The organism is Emticicia sp. BO119 (assembly GCF_013912375.1).
Taxonomy (GTDB): Bacteria; Bacteroidota; Bacteroidia; order Cytophagales; family Spirosomataceae; genus Emticicia.
Window position 1 is genome coordinate 129,560 of sequence record NZ_JACETV010000007.1, and the last position, 19,349, is coordinate 148,908.

At 39.0% G+C, this 19,349-nt stretch carries 14 protein-coding genes; 6 read left to right on the plus strand and 8 right to left on the minus strand.

What is annotated here, in order from left to right:
- The first annotated feature begins 3 nt into the window (after nt 1-3).
- Nucleotides 4-1,026 (plus strand): DUF4249 domain-containing protein, encoded by a 1,023-nt coding sequence (locus H1R81_RS20995; RefSeq protein ID WP_181842712.1) that lies wholly within the window; start codon nt 4-6, stop codon nt 1,024-1,026.
- 77 nt (nt 1,027-1,103) lie between these two features.
- Entirely contained in the window at nt 1,104-2,228 is a 1,125-nt protein-coding gene (locus H1R81_RS21000; RefSeq protein ID WP_181842713.1) for a hypothetical protein, read from the plus strand.
- A gap of 76 nt (nt 2,229-2,304) precedes the next feature.
- Here the strand turns inward: H1R81_RS21000 and H1R81_RS21005 are convergent, their stop codons facing one another.
- From H1R81_RS21005 to H1R81_RS27735, 5 genes are all read right to left on the minus strand, one after another.
- Nucleotides 2,305-4,104, minus strand: coding sequence for an acyl-CoA dehydrogenase family protein (locus tag H1R81_RS21005; protein ID WP_181842714.1), 1,800 nt, complete (start codon nt 4,102-4,104; stop codon nt 2,305-2,307).
- A gap of 131 nt (nt 4,105-4,235) precedes the next feature.
- A complete protein-coding gene (locus tag H1R81_RS21010; protein ID WP_181842715.1) occupies nt 4,236-5,006 on the minus strand; it encodes a hypothetical protein in 771 nt (256 codons plus the stop codon).
- Between the two features lie 38 nt (nt 5,007-5,044).
- Nucleotides 5,045-5,779 (minus strand): metallophosphoesterase family protein, encoded by a 735-nt coding sequence (locus tag H1R81_RS21015; protein ID WP_181842716.1) that lies wholly within the window; start codon nt 5,777-5,779, stop codon nt 5,045-5,047.
- Nucleotides 5,776-6,063, minus strand: coding sequence for a macro domain-containing protein (locus H1R81_RS27730; protein ID WP_409013567.1), 288 nt, complete (start codon nt 6,061-6,063; stop codon nt 5,776-5,778). The genes H1R81_RS21015 and H1R81_RS27730 overlap by 4 nt, the downstream gene beginning before the upstream one ends.
- Complete coding sequence (locus H1R81_RS27735) at nt 6,029-6,295, minus strand: macro domain-containing protein (RefSeq protein WP_310588102.1); 267 nt, start codon at nt 6,293-6,295, stop codon at nt 6,029-6,031. The genes H1R81_RS27730 and H1R81_RS27735 overlap by 35 nt, the downstream gene beginning before the upstream one ends.
- Nucleotides 6,296-6,538: 243 nt before the next feature.
- Between H1R81_RS27735 and H1R81_RS21025 the strand changes: the two genes are divergently transcribed.
- Entirely contained in the window at nt 6,539-7,612 is a 1,074-nt protein-coding gene (locus H1R81_RS21025; RefSeq protein ID WP_409013568.1) for a branched-chain amino acid aminotransferase, read from the plus strand.
- Between the two features lie 106 nt (nt 7,613-7,718).
- On the opposite strand, the gene H1R81_RS21030 is transcribed toward H1R81_RS21025, so the two are convergent.
- Complete coding sequence (locus H1R81_RS21030) at nt 7,719-11,180, minus strand: tetratricopeptide repeat protein (RefSeq protein ID WP_181842718.1); 3,462 nt, start codon at nt 11,178-11,180, stop codon at nt 7,719-7,721.
- A gap of 246 nt (nt 11,181-11,426) precedes the next feature.
- Between H1R81_RS21030 and H1R81_RS21035 the strand changes: the two genes are divergently transcribed.
- On the plus strand, nt 11,427-11,894 hold the full coding sequence (locus H1R81_RS21035; RefSeq protein WP_181842719.1) for a MarR family winged helix-turn-helix transcriptional regulator: 468 nt from the start codon (nt 11,427-11,429) through the stop codon (nt 11,892-11,894).
- A 79-nt stretch (nt 11,895-11,973) separates the two neighbouring features.
- Here the strand turns inward: H1R81_RS21035 and H1R81_RS27335 are convergent, their stop codons facing one another.
- Entirely contained in the window at nt 11,974-15,369 is a 3,396-nt protein-coding gene (locus H1R81_RS27335) for a DUF559 domain-containing protein (RefSeq protein ID WP_220275278.1), read from the minus strand.
- Nucleotides 15,370-15,602: 233 nt separating this feature from the next.
- Complete coding sequence (locus H1R81_RS21050) at nt 15,603-18,158, minus strand: T9SS type A sorting domain-containing protein (protein WP_181842720.1); 2,556 nt, start codon at nt 18,156-18,158, stop codon at nt 15,603-15,605.
- Between the two features lie 142 nt (nt 18,159-18,300).
- On the opposite strand from H1R81_RS21050, the gene H1R81_RS21055 reads away from it, so the two are divergent.
- Together H1R81_RS21055 and H1R81_RS21060 are read left to right on the plus strand one after the other, a co-directional pair.
- A complete protein-coding gene (locus H1R81_RS21055) occupies nt 18,301-18,963 on the plus strand; it encodes an HAD family phosphatase (protein WP_229251188.1) in 663 nt (220 codons plus the stop codon).
- Nucleotides 18,960-19,349 (plus strand): VOC family protein, encoded by a 390-nt coding sequence (locus H1R81_RS21060; RefSeq protein WP_181842721.1) that lies wholly within the window; start codon nt 18,960-18,962, stop codon nt 19,347-19,349. The genes H1R81_RS21055 and H1R81_RS21060 overlap by 4 nt, the downstream gene beginning before the upstream one ends.

The window sequence follows — 19,349 nt, forward strand, 5'->3', positions numbered from 1 at the left end:
AAGATGAAACGAAATATCCTATTCATAATTATTGCTATTGTTGTTCAGCTTTCGTGTGTGGAGCAGGTTGAATTACCCTATCGGAATGAAACACCCATATTGGTAGTTGATGGAGAGATAACTAATGAAAACCCACCTTATAACCTACGCTTAAGCTATTCAGGAAAATTTGTTTCGGGTAGTATTATTACATCGAGGCTTGCTGTGAACGGAGCAAGAGTTATTCTGACAGACGATTCGGGTAATTCTGTACGGTTCAGACAAAATATTTTTGAGCCTGCTTTATATCAGACAGATAATACATTCAGATGCCAGGTAGGCCGGTCTTATTCGTTACGTATTGAAATGCCCGATGGAAAGGTATATATCACCCAACCACAATTAATGAAAGGAGTACCCCCTATTGCTAATATCTATGCCGACAAAACCAAAGATTTTGTACGTACTTATATTGATACCAAAGATGCCGAAAACTCTGTAGATTATTATCGTTGGAAGAGTTACTCCATCTCATTAAAAATAACCAGAGGAGGGGGCGCTAATACCTGTGCTTTCTCATGTTGGGCATACAATAGGGATGATGGTGCTAATGTTTTTGCCGATACTTATATTAATGGGAAAGACATAAAAAAACGTCTGGTACATTTTTCACCTATAGACCCGGATGCGCCTTTAGCCAGGCATTACATTGAAGTAAAACAGATGTCCATTTCGGCGGAATCTTATCTTTTCTGGCAACAATATGAAGAGCAAAGAACCCGCACAGGAAGCATTTTTGATCCATTGCCATCGACTATCATCGGTAATATCGTGAATGAAAACGACGATAAAGATTTTGCTTTAGGCTTTTTCGGTGTTTCAGGAGTAAGTACCAGGCGTTTGTTGGTAGACCCATCGTTAGTTAGTTTATCTAATGAAGCCAGTATCGGACTTTTACCGCCTTTGATACCCGCGGAGAAGCCTACCACCAATTGCCAGACAGCTTATCCGGGCTATGGCTGTACGCCGCCAGTGGAGTGGAAATAATTGAGCAAGTAAATAATCACCGCAGCGGCGGCCGCTCAAACACTCATTCACTCAATCGCTCAATCACTCAATTATCTATGAAAAATATATTTAAACTAATCATATTCAGCAGCATAATAGCAGGCATATTTGCCTGTGAAAAGAACCCTGCTGAATTAATTGATGAGTCACCACAGGTGGAAGAAGCACCAACTTATACGCCGGATTCACCCATGTGGAGAAAGCTCAATTCGCCTGTCAGTTACTCTTTTACTGACGGTGTAGTAAAAACCGAATCAGAAAACCTTTATACTTGTGTAATAGGCCGACCGGATACGACTAATGATCATCTGGCTATAGATAATAAGAGTCGTATTGATATGATGGGTAATATTGATGCCCAGACAATCATATCAGGTACTTACTCACCTGATGGGAACTTCTGGAATCTCAGAAAAACAGAATCGACCCCACGCTTTTCCCCGATGCTTTTAGGACCTTTTGCGGTATTCGGCAGAACAGAAGTAGAGTACTTCTCATTGTTTGGCGGAGGCTTTTACTTTAACGAAAGTTTTCCTGAGGGAGTCAATTATTATCTGGATAGCTGGATGATGACTGATTTCAATCAAACTGGTGATATAGTAGGCAAAGGTCAATTGACAGGCTGCATGGTCAATAATACAGGCTACTTTATTGAGAATAATGCAGGTAAACAAATGTGGACTATCAGCAGGATTAGGGTATATGACAAACTTAAACCATTTCCGAACGGTTTTTTGGGGAAGTTTGCGATGGCATCGGCTGAAGTGAATAAAAAAGAAGTGGGCTTTATGCTTTCAGAAAGTGAAAGCGAGAAAATACCCACCAGAGAATTTTATCAGTACAATGATGCCAATGATACCTGGACAAGAAAAGCCGATTTCCCGGGGGATGACAGATATGAAGGGACGATTTTTGGCGTGAGGGATAAAATCTATTATGGTTTAGGGCAAAGTAAAACCGAGGCTAAGGGTTTCAGGGATATATGGGAATATGACCCAGTAACAGATAAATGGACTAAATTTGCCACTTACCCGGGTAGTGGTAATATCAAAGTAGCTACTGCTAAAGTATCAGGTAAGGTTTATATCGGGTTCGGGTATTATGTAGGGGCTACCAAAATCAATACAGAGAAATATATTGGTGTATCTGACTTCTGGGAGTTTGTGCCGAGCCGGAAATAAAAACCGTCCTCCAAAATTGAAAGACGGTTTATTGGTTTTTAGTTGTTGATTATCTGATCTTTAAAATCTACTTCTATTAAAATATATATTTATTCTCCTCAATCATCGCTTCTGCCACTCTGCGGCGCGCATTTTTGAGGTTAAATGGTTCAATTTTCGTAAAACGTTTCAAGCCCATCAGCATTACTCTTAATTCATCGCCTTCTGCAAAGGATGTAATGGCTTCTCGACCTGCGTTGTTTACCCTGCTTACAGCTTCATGCAGGTAAATCATAGCCATATCTTTTTGTAGCGCAACAGCACTTTCGCCTTTAATACCAATCAGTTTCTCTACTCTTAACAAAGCAGATTCTGCTGCATAGATTTCGATAGCCATATCAGCCATATTCATCAGAATTTCCTGCTCGCTTGAAAGCGACATCATAAATTTCTGTACAGCGGCCCCTGCCACCATCAAGGCTGCTTTTTTCAGGTTTTTCAATACTTTTTTCTCTGGGGCAAATAAGGTATCATCGTCAGAAGCACCGAAGTCAGGGATTGACATGATTTCTTTGGCTACGGCCATTGCAGGCGACATCAAATCAATTTCGCCTTTCATGGCACGTTTCAAAAGCATATCAATAATCAACATACGGTTGATTTCGTTAGTACCTTCAAAAATACGGTTGATACGCGCATCGCGGTAAGCACGTTCCATTGGTGCTTCAGCCGAGTAGCCCATCCCGCCATATACCTGTAAGCTCTCATCAACTGTATAGTCCAGTACCTCTGAGCTATGTACTTTCATCATTGCACATTCAATCGAGAATTGTTCCAATGCTTTCAGTTTTGCGTCCGCATCACTCAAGCCTTGTGCTTTCAGGTCTAAAATAGCATCGTCGATGTTTTGTCCGGCTCGGTAGTTGGCAGATTCAGAAGCAAAAATACGGGTGGCCATTTCAGCTAATTTATACTTGATGGCCCCGAAAGTGGCAATAGAAACACCGAATTGTTTACGCTCATTGGCATAGTTAATGGCGTGTCCTAATGAGCCCTTTGCCCCACCAATTACGGCAATACCTAATTTAATACGACCGATATTCAGAATATTTACTGCAATCTTGAAACCATTTCCACGGCCTGAAAGCATATTTTCAACCGGCACCTGACAATCATTGAAGAAAATCTGACGGGTATCAGAGCCTTTGATACCTAATTTATGCTCGGGTTCATTCATCGTAATACCATTGAAGGTTTTTTCCACGATGAAGGCCGTTAGGTTTTTGTCGTCATCAATTTTAGCAAAAACAATAAACAAATCTGCGAAACCACCGTTGGTAATCCACATTTTTTGTCCGTTAATGATGTAATGCTTACCATCGGCAGATAGAACAGCTTTCGCTTTCCCTGAATTAGCATCAGAACCTGAATCCGGCTCTGTTAAACAGTAAGCTGCTTTCCATTCGCCTGTTGCTAATAAAGGCAGATATTTAGCCTTTTGCTCTTCATTACCATAATAAACAATGGGCAAAGTGCCTATACCCGTATGGGCTGACTGCGCAACTGAAAACGAATGCCCTTGTCCCAATGCCTCTGCAACCAGCATAGAAGTATTGAAATTCATACCAAATCCGCCGTATTCCTCTGGCACTGCTGTGCCTAATAAACCTAATTCTCCGGCTTTAGTCATCAACGACGACATTAATTCCGGCGATTTGGCGTTGTCAATCTCATTCAGGCGTGGGTGGATTTCCGTGCGCAAAAAATCACGACAGGTTTCAGCAATCATTAGTTGTTCTTCTGAAAACTCTTCCGGAATGAAAATCTGATGTGCTTCTACATCTTTTATCAAGAACTCACCCCCTTTAATAGAGGCTTTATTTTCAGTTGCTACCATAGTATTAATAGTGTAATTTGTCAGAATCAGATGTGCCTGCAATTATTATGCGTGCATACTGTTACAAAGATAAAGAAATTTAAAAATATTATGCAAGCATACTATTGTTTTTTTTGAGCTGAAAATCTGACTTATTTCTTACGTACGAAAAAAAGCAATGGTTGCCCGTTCTGATAAACAGGTTTTTCGTCAGGGTCGTTAATCTGGGTGAGATGAAAAAGTGTAAGGGTATCGTTTTTAGAACGAAACCCATATTGGTCGGCTGTTCCTTTATTGTTCAGAATAATCAGGTCTCCGCTTTCATTAGCAGCACAATCACCATTTACACAGATAGTATAGGTAAGGTATTTATCCCAGCCCTTAATCTGCCCGAAACGACTAAACCGAACCGTTGTGGCAGCAGAATCTCCCTCCATGAGACTCCAAGAACCCTCCAATAAAGTTTTATTGACCGCAGTAGGAAAAGCAATGGCAGGGCTATAACTCTTATCAATCAGGCTACTATCTGCCCGGACGAAAGTATATACCCGATTAAGAGTTTTATCTGTATAAGTTAATGTTTTACTCGAGGCAATATAAACAATTTCGGTTTCCGCATCACGATTCATTTTCAGGCGTAGCGTATCTCCGCTTCTTCTAAATGGAAGAGTAGTGGTTTCCACTTGGCCATTGAAAACCGTGATAGAATCAGGTATATTATTAAACAAAAGAAGTTCTGTCGTATAGAATGGGATATTGACGGCAACTGTTCTGGGAGATTGCGTGCTGGCAAGCGCATCTAAATATTCTTTATTAAGCCAATGACCTTCAAGATTTGAGGGTATTTTTTCACTGGTATTACTATCACAGGCATTTAATAATATAACTAAGGCAATCAGGGACAGATAATGCAGTTTTTTCATTGAAATGATGGTATTGTTTCAGAAAGCAAAGATACGATTTATTTGTTTCTTCCTTTTTCGTTCGGATACAAGCTTAACAAAGAATCACTTTGCCAGAATTCCTTGGTGTCAATATCCATAATTGTTAAACTTCCCCAGAATGCTGCGCCTGTGTCAACATTCCATACATTGCAACCCTGCATTGGGGTGGTAATGTCATAATTGAGGGTAGGTGTATGGCCTATGTAGATTTCGTTGAATAGCAGTAGGCGTTTAGGGTAGAACTTTGAATCTTTTTTTATGTGTTTATCCATTGTCAATGCCATTTCCCAGAGTGTCCTGTCCCATTTGTAATTGGTGGAGTGAAACTCATGACTTGGACCGTTCATGGAAGTAAAACCTGCATGAATAAAGAGCCTGTTCTGATTGTCTACGTGGTACAGTTTCATTCTTTCAAAGAAATTAAGATGCATTAGCTGTTCGGTATCAGGTATATGCTCATAGCTTTTCAGGGTTGATGCACCCCCATGAAAAATCCAGTGTTTGTCTAATTCCCCCTCTCTTAACCAATCCTCGCAATAATCATCATGATTACCTTTAATGAAAATACAATGCTGATTTTGCTCAAGTTCTATCAGAAACTGAATAACCTGAGCAGATTCGCTCCAGCCATCTACATAATCACCAAGAAAGATAAGGGTATCCTGCTCCGTTACGGCAGCTCTTTCTATTATTTGTATTAAGCCTTTTAAGCCGCCATGTATATCGCCTATGACTAAAGTTCTGGGTTTCATAATTCTAAATGCTGATATATCTCATAATTCTCCTCATCAAAACAGATAAAAACAACTTCCTGAATAGTCTTGTTGTCTGTTCTGAGAAATTCCTGTACTGTCTGAATGGCTATTTCGGCTGCTTCCTGTTTTGGGAAACCATAAATTCCGGTGCTGATATTCGGAAAAGCAATTGTAGCCAGATTTAATTCATTGGCTATTCGCAGAGAATTATGATAGCAATTCCCTAATAGTTCTCTCTCTTTCTTATTACCGCCATTCCAGACCGGGCCTACGGTATGAATGACATATTTGCAAGGTAATAATCCTCCGGAAGTATAGACTGCCTCCCCGGTTTTGCACCCCCCCCTGTCTGTTTCTGATAGCTATACATTCTTCTAAAATCTGTGGACCTCCCTTGCGATGAATGGCTCCATCGACACCTCCACCCCCTAATAAGGATGAATTAGCTGCATTGACGATAGCATCTGTATCTGATTGAGTAATATCGCCTTTGATTAATTTGATTGTTGCCATGAGATTGTGTGATTAGGACTCCTGCCTTATTTATTCAAGGATATATGAGAGTCTTAGTTCAGCAAAAATAAAGCCTATCAACAAATATCCGCACAGAAATCATCCATTTTTTGAGGTAACGGTATCCCTAAGATTAAAAAACTTGTCTTAACAACTATTTTTGCATTTTTCCTTGACAATGTGGTATATTCTTTGTTGTTTCGCAAATGGAATAGTTATTTGAGTACATATTTAATAAAGTTTATCATGACAGAGACATTAAACTTCGACGTTACCACAGTTGCAGAAAGCAGAATTAACCAGTTTGACCCTAATAATATTACCTTCGGTTCGCTCTTTACAGACCACATGCTCGTGGCTGACTATATCAACGGCGAATGGCAGACACCTAAAATTCTTCCGTTCGGTGATATCAGCTATAACCCGGCACTGGCTGTTCTGCATTACGGACAAGCCATTTTTGAAGGAATGAAGGCTTTCAAAAATGATAACGACGAAGTATTGATGTTCCGTCCGCAAGATAACTGGAAACGTTTTAATATTTCGGCTGAACGTATGTGTATGGCACAAGTGCCGGAAGAAATCTTCATTGGTGGTTTGGAGGAACTATTGCGTTTGGATGCAGCCTGGGTACCTAAAGGTGAAGATAACTCATTATACCTACGTCCGTTCATGATTTCGACTGATGTATATTTAGGCGTTCGCCCATCTCAAAGTTACCGCTTCATGATTATCATGAGCCCTGCAGGTAAATACTACTCAACACCGCCAAAAGTGAAAGTAGAGACAGAATTTATCCGTGCTGCTCCGGGTGGCGTAGGTTATGCCAAATGTGCAGGTAACTACGCTGCATCTTTGTATCCCGCAAAATTAGCGCAAGAGCAAGGTTATACCCAATTATTGTGGACAGATGCCATTGAGCATAAATATTTTGAAGAGTCGGGTACGATGAACGTGATGTTTGTGATAGATGGTAAGTTGGTTACGCCTGCCGTAAGCAGCACTATTCTGAAAGGTGTTACCCGTGATTCTTTAGTAAAATTGGCGCAATCAATGGGAGTTGAGGTTGAAGAAAGAAGAGTATCAGTAGAAGAAGTAATCTCAGGTATTGGCAATGGAACCGTAACAGAGGTATTTGGAGCAGGTACAGCCGTAGTGGTATCTCCATTTGCTGCTATTGGTTACGAAGGCGAAGATTATGTATTACCAGCTATTACAGAGCAATCGCTTTCTACCCGATTGAAAAACGCTCTGAACGATATCCGTACAGGTAAAGTAGAAGATACTTTCGGTTGGGTTTGGAAAGTAAATGCGTGATAGAGTTATATAGTTTTTGATATTGGTAAAAGCGGCTGAGGAGACTCGGCCGTTTTTTTGTTGTGACTCTGAAGGGGTTTATCTTAACGGAAAATAACTGAATAACTTAATATTTCCCTAATTTCCCTTTCAACCAATAATAGTTTCGTTTATAAATTACATTTTCTGGCACTTTATTAATAAGGTCTTCGTATATAGTAAATGCCTCAATAAAAATAATTTTAGACTCTTCATTTTTCCCTAAACGTTCCATTGTATCCCCATACCAAATTGAAGCCGTACAAAATCCATATTGGTATTCGACTAATTCAGGATTACTTTCAAATAGTGTTTTTGAAAGTTCGTAACATTTTTGATAATTTATTAAGGCTTCATTCATCAAATCTTTAGATTCATAAAGGTTTCCTAATCGCTCGTATACAATCCCTAAACCATTTTTGTAAGAAACCTGCTTGGGGTAGGTTTCATGTAATGATTTAAAAATTTCAAAGCATTTCTGAAAACAATCCAAAGCCTGATTCATTCTCTCTTCCGATTGATACAAATCTCCTAATCGCTCATATGCAACCCCCAAATTATTTTTGTAAGAAACCTGCTCAGGGTAACTTTCATACAATGAGCTCATGATTTCAAGGTATTTTTGAAAACAATCCAAAGCCTTATTCATTTTCCCTTCGGATTTGTACACATCTCCTAATTTGGAGTAGGCAATACCTAAATTATTTATGTAATAAACCTGCTCGGGATAGCTTTCATGAAATGAACTCATAATTTCAAGGTATTTTTGATAACAATTCAAAGCCTGACTCATTTTCCCTTCTGATTTATACACATCTCCTAATCTGGAGTTTGCAATCCCCAGATTATTTTTGTAATAAACCTGTTCTGGATAGCTTTCATACAATGAACTCATGATTTCAAGGTACTTTTGATAACAATTCAAAGCCTGATTCATTTTCCCTTCTGATGTAAACACATCTCCCAATCGTTCGTATGCAATCCCCAAACCATTTTTGTAAGAAACCTGCTCAGGGTAACTTTCATACAATGAGCTCATGATTTCAAGGTATTTTTGAAAACAATCCAAAGCCTTATTCATTTTCCCTTCGGATGCGTACACATCTCCTAATTTGGAGTAGGCAATACCTAAATTATTTATGTAATAAACCTGCTCGGGGTAGCTCTCATTCAATGATAGAGAAATTTCAAAATCTTTTTGATAACAATCCAAAGCCTGATTCATCCTCCCCTCCGATTTATACACATCTCCTAATAGACTTAAACTTTCAGCATAAAGGAATTGATAATCTTTAGTATTTCTTCTCTCTAATATGCTATTCAATCTTTCAAACCATATTTTTGCTTTATCATCCCTTAAATATAGAATATAATGTCGCATTAGCCTTTTCGTCAGTAATAAAGTAGTGTAATCTTCATTCAAGCAAAAGGTCAAAATACTTGAAGTATAATAAGCAAAAAGGTTTGTTTCATTAAAATTGGGGTTTTCACCATGCACTCTATGGCTCCAACCTTCGTATGCCAATTCATCACTAAGGCTATTTGTCAATACTGATACATCATCCTGTAATCTTTTATCATTTTTTCTTCTTACTATCTCTTGTATTACGGGGCTTACTTTTACTTCTTTATCCATCTTGTTATAATCCACCCACCCTTTCAATGCCAGTTTTCTAAGTGCCTTTTCCCACCACGATACTTCCGGCAATAGAATATCCAAAGTTTTGATCTGAATGCCCTCAGGGGGCAAAACCGCCAGCATTGAACTTAGCTTTCGTTCTTCATCGCTCAGTTCTTCCAAATCATACAATGCGGTGATAACCTCCTCCGGCTTTGCATTTTTATATTTTTGATAATATAGTCTTACGTCACTACTAAATTGCAATTGCAAAATGCCCTTCGTTTGAAGGTCATTGATTAAATCAGGTAAAGAATATTTATCACGTATGAGATTGGCCTCTCTTAATTGTTTAGCTATTAACTCCAATACTAAAGTATTACCATTTACTGCCAGATAAAGTTTTTCAAAATATACCTCTTCTTCTTTTGCTACTATCGGATAGTATTTTTGAAATAATTCCAAAGCGGTTTCTTTCGGCAAACTCCCGATTTTTTTAGTGTGAGCTTGTTCAAATTCAGTGATGCGGGTGGTTAAAAGGATATGAAAATTTGAACATCGGTTCAGCAGTTGGTAATAAGTATTAAGGTCTTCGTAGTCATTGGCATTATCTATTACAAGCAGGCAAGTCTTATTAAGGTTAAATAGCCTTGTGATGAGAATATCAAGGCGTTCTTTTTTAGAATAAAGTGGGTCAAACTCAATGTGTAGTTTTGGTGCCAATGCCAAAAGAGCATCGCCAATAGAAGTCTCTTTCAGCACCCATGCCATGTGGCTATAATGATTCTGAAACTTATGGTAATAACGGGAAGCAAGAGAGGTCTTACCTACTCCACCTGTACCACTTACCAGCAACAGCAGATGATTTTCTTCAAACAAAATCCGTCGGATATCTTCAATATCATCCTGACGACCGAGGAATACCTCAGGATGAAAAGGTGGCTCAGTCAGATGTCTTTCAATGATCGGTTTTGTTAAATTCAGTCTTTCAATGATTTCGTTGCCTTTATCATCTACTTTATCAATAATTTCATTACCCTTTTCCTCTACTTTATGAATGATTCGTTTCTCCAACTCTCTGATTGCAGATAAGACTTTAATAATAAAATTACTAAGGTCTTTTCTTAACTGTTGAATGTCTTTTTCAAGGCTGTTGCTAAGTGTTATTTGATTTTGAGTCAGAAGGTTATGTTCTAAAGCAAGAAGGGTTACTTTAATCTCATCAAGTTGTAGATGAGTGTCAGCATTTTGTTTGACAATCATCTCAAGAATGAACATCTGATATGCTTTATAGGCTCTTAGATTCCGTTCATCCTTCAATGCTTGTTTAAACGACAGGTCATAAATCCAGGGTAAGTTCTCTTCAAAATAGTTCTTCAGGTCCTGCCATTTTTCTTCATTTTCTATTTCTGGAAATTTGAAGAGTACATCTGTGAGTTTTGGAAGAGCAGACCACGACCCATCAGTCAACCATGCTGAGAGATTAAAGTCAATTTTTTCATCCTCATTGAGCGATTCTTCAAATTCTTTTTGATATTCTTCCTCTCGCAGCAGGTTTTTTCTAAGCAGTTTGAAAGCCTGTTTAATTTCTTTAAATGGTCTGTCTATTATTTTTTGCCAATGTGTAAACTCAGTTTCATTTTTTAATTTGTCTATGTAGGCTGTTTCCACATGATGAAAGGCTTGCAATAGGGCATCCTTCATTAATTGGTTTAAGTCGTGGTTTAAACTGCCCGGATGAGGTTTTATCAGGAAATCTTTAAAACGCTCATAATCTACCCCCGATAAAAACTGATGAGCAAAATTGGGGGCAAGAGATTCGACAACTTTAATCGCAGCACCCGGAGGTAAAAAAGCGCCGCAGCAAGTCATAGCAATTCCTGACAGAGCAATACCAGCAATATTACTGAGTTCAGATTTTAACGGATTCATGGGGCATTAACAATAACAATTGAAAATTTTGAAAGATTAGGCTAAATCGGATAAGTTCTGAAACTATACAAACATGAATTTTCAAAGGACTAATATAGAGATTCTTATGGTAATCTGGACGATAAATTAACATTAATTTTGTTTATATGGGACAATTGCTTGTCGTCTCCAAAATAATTTTCCCAACAGTATGCCTGCATACTGATTTTTTTTTACATTTGTGGTTACCCGAAGCAAAAACCATTAATGAGGAAGGAAAAGACGATAGATTTTCATATAAAATGGGCGTGGCATGCTATTTCTCGCATGTATAATGCCTATGCAAGCCAATATGATATAACCATGGCCATTGGCTATGTATTGCTTAATATTGATTCAGAGAAAGGTACACCCGCTACAAAAATAGGCCCGTCGATAGGTATGGAACCCCGAAGCCTGACTCGTATGCTGAAAACGCTGGAAGAAAAAGGCTGGATTTATAGAGAAACAGATGCCGACGACAAACGTTTTGTAAAAGTCTATCTGACAGAAGAGGGCAAGAAGAAAAGAAACTTTGCGCGTGAGGGCGTAATTATCTTTAATAAGAAGATTCAGGAAATGATTCCTGCTGATAAATTAGCTGTTTTTTTTGATGTAATCAAGGAAATAAACTCAAGGGTGGACGAAGAAAACAGCAAAGTAAAAGAGAATATTATATTTGAGATAATGGATTGAGAGTATGGTTAAAAATCTTTCCTTTTCGGTCAGAATAACAATATTTAAACTTGCTCACAATAAAGGTCTGACCATTTGGTCAGACCTTTATTTTTTCTTTCAGAAACTCTGCTGTATAGTTATTTTCGAGTTTTACCATATCTTCGGGTGTGCCTTCAAAAGTCACATAGCCACCTTTCTCTCCACCTTCCGGCCCTAAATCAATAATCCAGTCGGCCGATTTAATGATTTCCATATTATGTTCAATGATAATTACTGAATCGCCCTGGTCAACTAAGGCATTGATGGCTTTCAACAATTTCTTGATGTCATGGAAATGTAATCCGGTAGTAGGTTCGTCAAATACAAATAAGGTTTTCCCTTTATCGGCATTGCCTTTGCTTAAGAAGAAAGCCAGTTTTACACGCTGCGCTTCTCCACCAGACAATGTACTTGACGATTGTCCCAGGCCAATATAACCAAGACCCACATCTTGCAGCGGTTGTAATTTATCTGCCAGTTTCGGGTCGCTTTCTTTGAAGAAATCTATCGCTTCATCAACCGTCATGGCCAGAATATCGGCTATGTCCTTGTCTTTATATTTTACCTCCAGAATCTCCTGTTTGAAGCGCTTGCCACCACAACTCTCACATTTCAGGCGTACATCGGCCATAAATTGCATCTCTATGGTCTGTTCCCCTTCACCCTGACAGGCTTCACAACGCCCCCCATCTACGTTGAATGAGAAGAAAGCAGGTTTATAATCGCGGGCTTTTGATAATTGCTGGTCAGCCATCAGTTGCCTGATATAATCATAAGCCTTGATATAAGTTACAGGATTAGAACGGGACGATTTACCAATTGGATTCTGGTCTACCATCTCAATCTGGGTGATTCTATCTAAAGAGCCTGTTAAATCACTATATTTTCCGGCCTCTTCGCTGTATTCTCCTTTTAATCTCGCAATAGCCGGAAATAAGATTTTTCTTACTAAAGTCGATTTTCCCGAACCACTTACGCCTGTAACAACATTCAATACACCTATCGGGAATTTTACATCTACTTCTTTCAGGTTATTCTCACGAGCACCTTTGATTTCAATGAAATCGGCAGGTTTTCTTCTTTGTGTGGGTACAGGTACCTGATCTTCGCCCGTCAAGAAGCGGATAGTGTGGCTGAGAACCCCACCCCAGCCCTCCCCAACAGTGGGGAGGGAGTTTGAAGAAGAAATATTTTCTTCTTCAACTACAGTTTTAAAATCTGGTGTTTCTTCGAGTTTATTTTTGATTTGGTCTAATACACCATTTATATTTTCAAAGACCTCCTTGTTTGAAAATCTTAATACCTCGAAACCACTACCATTCAAGAATTTGGTTCTTGCTTTATCATACTCTACAAAATTCTCGTGAATATCGCCATCTACTTCAATTACTAGATTCTTTTCGAGACATATAAAATCTGTAATAAAGGTTTCTATTGTATGCTGTCTTCTGAATTTATATCCCAACTTTTCTTTTCTTAGACCTTCCCAAAGTATTTTTTCTGCTTCTGTCTGATTTTTGCGATTTTCTTTGGCAAAGTTTTTAAGAACCTCCCAATCTTTAGGATTAGTATGGTAGTAAGGTTCGGCATAGATATGACTCCCTCTTTTAACAACTTCTCCATCGGCCTTAATAAAAGTAACTTCGCTAGAAGTTATATCTCCCTCCCCACTGTTGGGGAGGGGTAGGGGTGGGGTTGTTTTCAATTTCATAATATCCTCCCAATTCCCCTGAAAAATCAGACGGCCGCCTAAAGTTCCTGCTTCCGGGCCAATGTCAACAATTTCATCGGCAGCCATCATTACCTCCTCCTCATGCTCTACCACTACCACACTATTGCCTAAATCTCTTAGTGATTCTAATACACTCACTAAACGGCGGGTATCTCTTGGGTGCAGCCCGATGCTTGGCTCATCAAGAATATACATAGACCCCACTAATGCACTACCTAAAGATGTTGCTAATTTGATACGCTGAAACTCTCCGCCTGATAAGGTAGAAGTTAAGCGGTTCAAAGTTAAATAGCCTAAACCTACCCGCTCCATAAAATCAAGACGGCTGTTAATTTCTATCAGGATTCGTTTAGAAATACCTTGTTGGTATTCAGGCAATTCTAATTCTCTGAAAAATTGTGCTACATCAGAAAGCGGCATCAGTACGATATCTGTAATAGAAACCCCGCCGACTTTAACATAAGAAGCGTCTTTACGCAAACGAGAACCCCGGCAGTCAGGGCAGTCTGTACGACCACGATAGCGGGAGAGCATTACTCTATACTGTACTTTATGAACCTGACTTTCAATGTCTGCAAAGAAGGCATTCAAGCCTTGAAAATAAGAGTTTCCGGTCCAGAGCAAGTCTTTTTGCTCTTGCGTCAGATCACGGTAGGCTCTATGAATCGGGAAGTCAAACCGAATCCCGTTTCTTAACAGAGGTGCAACCCACTCACTCATGCGTTCGGTTCGCCAGGGAGCTATAGCCCCTTCAAAGACTGAAAGGTTTTTATCAGGAATCACCAGTTCAGGGTCAATGCCTAATATCTTTCCGAAGCCTTCGCAACGTTTACAAGCTCCATAAGGGTTATTGAATGTAAACAGGTTTACACTGGGTTCCTCAAAACTGAGCCCATCTAATTCGAATTTATCAGAGAAAGTCCGCTTTTCTATACCAACCACGTCAACAATACATTCTCCCTCTCCTTCAAAAAATGCTGTCTGCACCGAATCCGAAAAACGGAATTGGGTGTCTTCATCGTTGTGTTTAACCGTATTTCTATCAATCAGAATCTCAATTCGGTGTTGCTTTTCATCAATTATATAATCATCTTCTACTATCTCTTCAATCTGCTTGATTTCTCCATCAATCAACACACGGGTATATCCTTTTTGTAATAAAAGGTCTAATTCTTTCTTGATTTTGCGATTATCTTTAATTTTTAATGGTGTAAGCACCATTATTCTTGTGCCTTCTGCGTGTGAGAGTATAAAGTTCACGACATCAGTAACTGTATCTTTTTTTACCTCTCGCCCTGTTACAGGCGAGTAAGTAATACCGATACGGGCAAACAGAAGTTTGAGGTAATCGTAGATTTCGGTAGTAGTACCAACCGTTGAGCGAGGGTTTTTAGTAGCTACTTTCTGTTCAATGGCTATGGCAGGCGAAACTCCCTTGATATATTCTACGTCGGGCTTCTCCATACGCCCTAAAAACTGACGGGCATAAGAGCTTAAACTTTCGACATACATCCGTTGTCCTTCAGCAAAAAGGGTATCAAAAGCCAACGATGATTTCCCACTTCCTGAAAGCCCCGTAACTACTACTAACTTGTTGCGTGGAATAGCAACATCTATATTTTTTAAATTATTTACTTTGGCACCTTTGATGATGATGAAGTGCTTAGGATCAAGGCCATCAACATCAGGATACTTTATAAAGCTACGTGAAGAATTTTCCATGCAGAAAAAGCCCGTCCCCTTACCGGAAGCTCAGGTATTTATATTTGGAGTTAGATAAATGTTAATTTAAAGTAATGTTAGTAATTAGCAAAGCTGATTGAAATCTATTAAGAGATTAACAATTGTAGTCAATAATTTAATCATCAAACCGGTCAATCACACAACCACTAAATTACTTAGACAATGAAAAACCTCATCTATTGTAACCAAATATCGATAGAGATAGTTCTTTTTTATTGAGTAATAATTATACGCTCGGTTTTCTCAAAATCGGCACCTTTTATTCTCACAATATAACTGCCGTTTTCTACTTTTCTTAAATCAAGCCCTTTGCGTTCAGTAGTATCTGTAACATAAAACCGATAAGCAAATTTGCCTGCATATGTATAAAACTCAAGCATTACATTCTTTAGATTTTCTTTCGTTTCAAGATAAATAATATCCTGTGCCGGATTCGGATACAGTGTAATATCGTCAGCAGCTAATCTTAGAAATAAAGATTTTGATGGAAGCGACTCACAGGTAAGCGTACGGCTACCTAACTGATAGGTTCTGACAACTGATACCTGGTATGCCCCTGCTTGTTGTACTTTTAATGAAGGTATTACAGAAGTAATAAGTCTGGAGTTTTCACGAATCCACTGAAACTGGTCTGATGCTCCAAGGGTTACATTCAGTGCCTGTAAGGTATAGATGCCTGATTTATCCAAATCAGGAGTTTTAGGTGTCTCTTTTATGTGTGCAGTTTGTGCATCTGACTCCTGAATACAACCAAAAGAAGTAATGGCTTTTACCTTAAAAGAATAATCACCCACTGAATCTATTGAAATTTCTTTTGCGGTGCTATTATTGCTCCATTGAATATTTTCATTCGTATCTGTCCTTAATTTGATAACGGTACCTTTACACACAACAGTATCAGGCGAAATAGCTATATGAGGTTTGGCCGGAAGCGGGTTGATTCTGACCCCTATACTATCTGATAACTCTGCGCAACCAAAGGCATTGGTAGCTTTTACACGGAAATTATAAACCCCTACCGAATCTAACAGAATATCTTTTGAAGTGGTGCTATCGCTCCAGAGCAGCGTATCATCACTGTTTACGTGTAATTGAATACTTACCCCTTCGCATACAGAAGCATCCGGTGAAACAGCAATTTGTGGTTTAACAGGTGCAGGATTGATTTTTACGTCTGTATTATCAGAAGAGGCAGAAGCACAGCTGAATTCATTGAGTCCTTTTACAGAAAACTGCCCGCTATTGGCTACGGTTATTTCAGTGGCATTAACTCCGGTACTCCATTGAAAGTTACTGAATTCAATGCCGTTTGCTTTCAGATTAATATTTGATTTGATATTTGCACAAAACTCTAAATCTCCTTCATACGTAATCTGTGGCCTTGTAACCGGATAAATGAAGTTGGTATTGACAGTTGGTACTACCAGCTGATTACCCTGAGGGTCTCGCACTTTCGCAGAGTAAATACCTTTATCAACAATTATCTGATTGGTATTACCACCATTTGACCAGCTATAGTTGGTAAGATTATCCGGCAAAGTCAGAATGGCTTGATTATCAGCATTGCAGGTAAGTTGAATATCTACTGCTGCCCGCGCCATTACAGGCTTGGAGTTTCTGAAAAAATTGTCGTCTAAGTAAGTATTCCAGGCGTCGGCCAGGATACTTAAGCCCATATTGCCAGGTCCGGCATTCTTAAAATGCACAAAATCAGGTCTGTTCGGTTGCAGATCATCCGTATAAGGGCCCGGAAATACATTGTACCCCGGACGCTCAATAACCCTGTTTTGTCCACCAATGATTTCGGGGTTAGAAGGGTGTTGGTAAGTAATAGAAGTACGCGCTACCATCCAGCTTAAATCACCACTGAACTGGGCACGTACAATATCAATCAATCTTGTAAGATTAGAAGCGTAAACATCTGCTGAAAGCTGGTAAGGATAATTATCCGTTTCACCCTGTATCCATAGCAAGGAGCGTACACCTAACAAAGCCCCATAATAATGTAAGGTGTTACGCAGATTACTATATGGTAAACCATTGGGAAGTGTCTGATCAAATATATTGATGGTGGGTTTACCCTCTGCACTTTCGCGCCAGTTGATTACCGAAACACCCAATAGTCCGGCATTAAAAAAGAGTACGGGTACATTGAGCTTTTGGGCTAATTTATCACCTAATTCCCCATAACACCAGGCAGAACTCCCTATGGGAGCAATATTGGTTTCAGCATCTAAATGAACAAAGTTAAGATTCTCAGGTAGAGGGTCTAAATCCTGAGTATTTCTGAAATTAATGACATTTACCCTGTCGTCAGCCGCACCCAATGCCCCCGAACCAGGCAGCCCTTCGGCGTTTGACTGCCCCAATGCCACAAAAACCTCTCCGATACCTACTCTTTCAACAGTAATGGTTTGTAGTACATTATTGTCTTTTAAGGCTCTGATTTCCATCGTGTACCAACCTCCGAATCCGGCCATTCTACCTGAAAAATAACCACCCTTTGGGTTTTCCTGTATGGTTGTCCAGTCCATCGGAACTCCCCAGCTATCAGCAACCGGAATAAGCCTTGCCTGGATTTTATCAATAGGTTGAGAGTAGTTTCCTATAATAGTAATGAAGCCAATATTATCATTGTTTCGTTGAAAAACGATTCGGTTCGTAGGTAAAGAAAGTGAGATCTGGGCAAAAGTATTGATAGAAAAAAGAAAGACACACAAAGTTAAAATATGTTTTCTCTTGGCAACTTCTAAAGTCTTAAAGAACATCTTAAACAGTTTTAGCAGGGTTTATTGCAAAATTAAGATTTTTGGCTGACATATTGTCAACCACGTATCATTATTAGTAAATAAATGAGTAGTAAACACAGTCTGAATAAGCTATTTTTGTGCAAAATTGATTAATTAAGTATTGAAAACACCGTTTGCAGTAATTTTTGATATGGATGGTGTCATTTGTGACACGAATCCGCACCACTCACTTGCCTGGAAGGCATTTCTTAAAAAATTTGAGGTTGATGCCACCGAAGAAGAGTTTATTGCCCATATGTATGGTAAAAGCAATAGTTATATTCTGAGACACTTCCTTAAAAGAGACGTAATAGGCGATGAGTTTATTGCAATGGAGTTTGAAAAAGAAGCACTTTTCAGACAACTCTATGAACCGGAGGTAACCCCCATTGCCGGTTTGATGGAATTTATAACTGAGTTGAAAGCAAATGGCATCAGTACTGGCATTGCAACTTCGGCCCCGGTAGAAAATCTTGAACTGATTTTAAGTAAACTTCCATTAGCCGATAAAATGCAATCCTTATTATCGAGTTCAGATGTGATTCATCATAAACCTAACCCGGAAGTGTATCTGAAATCGGCAGCTAATTTAGGGGTATTACCAGAAAACTGTGTGGTTTTTGAAGATTCACATTCAGGTGTTTCGGCCGGAAAAGCAGCAGGAGCGAAAGTAATAGGGGTATTGAGTACTTATAAGAAAGACGAATTACCCATTTGCGATGATTATATTGTGAATTATAAGGATATGAATTATCTGAAAATTAAATCGCTGTTCGGGTCATGAAAATAGAGCACCTGGCTATCTGGGTTAGGGATCTGGAATTGATGCGGAGTTTTTATATGAAATATTTCGGGGGTAAATCAAATGAGAAGTATCGGAATGTTCATAAAAACTTTGAATCATACTTTATCTCTTTCGATTCAGGAGCAAGATTAGAACTGATGCAAATGCCTGATATTACCGATACAATGAACAATGGACATGAGCAGTTTATAGGTATTACCCATTTTGCCGTTTCTGTAGGTACTAAAGAAAAGGTAGATGAATTAACCGAAATTTTCAGAAAAAATGCCTTTGAGGTGGTAGGCGAGCCAAGATGGACTGGTGACGGCTACTATGAAAGCGTAATATTAGACCCGGAAAAAAACAGAATTGAGATTACGGTCTGA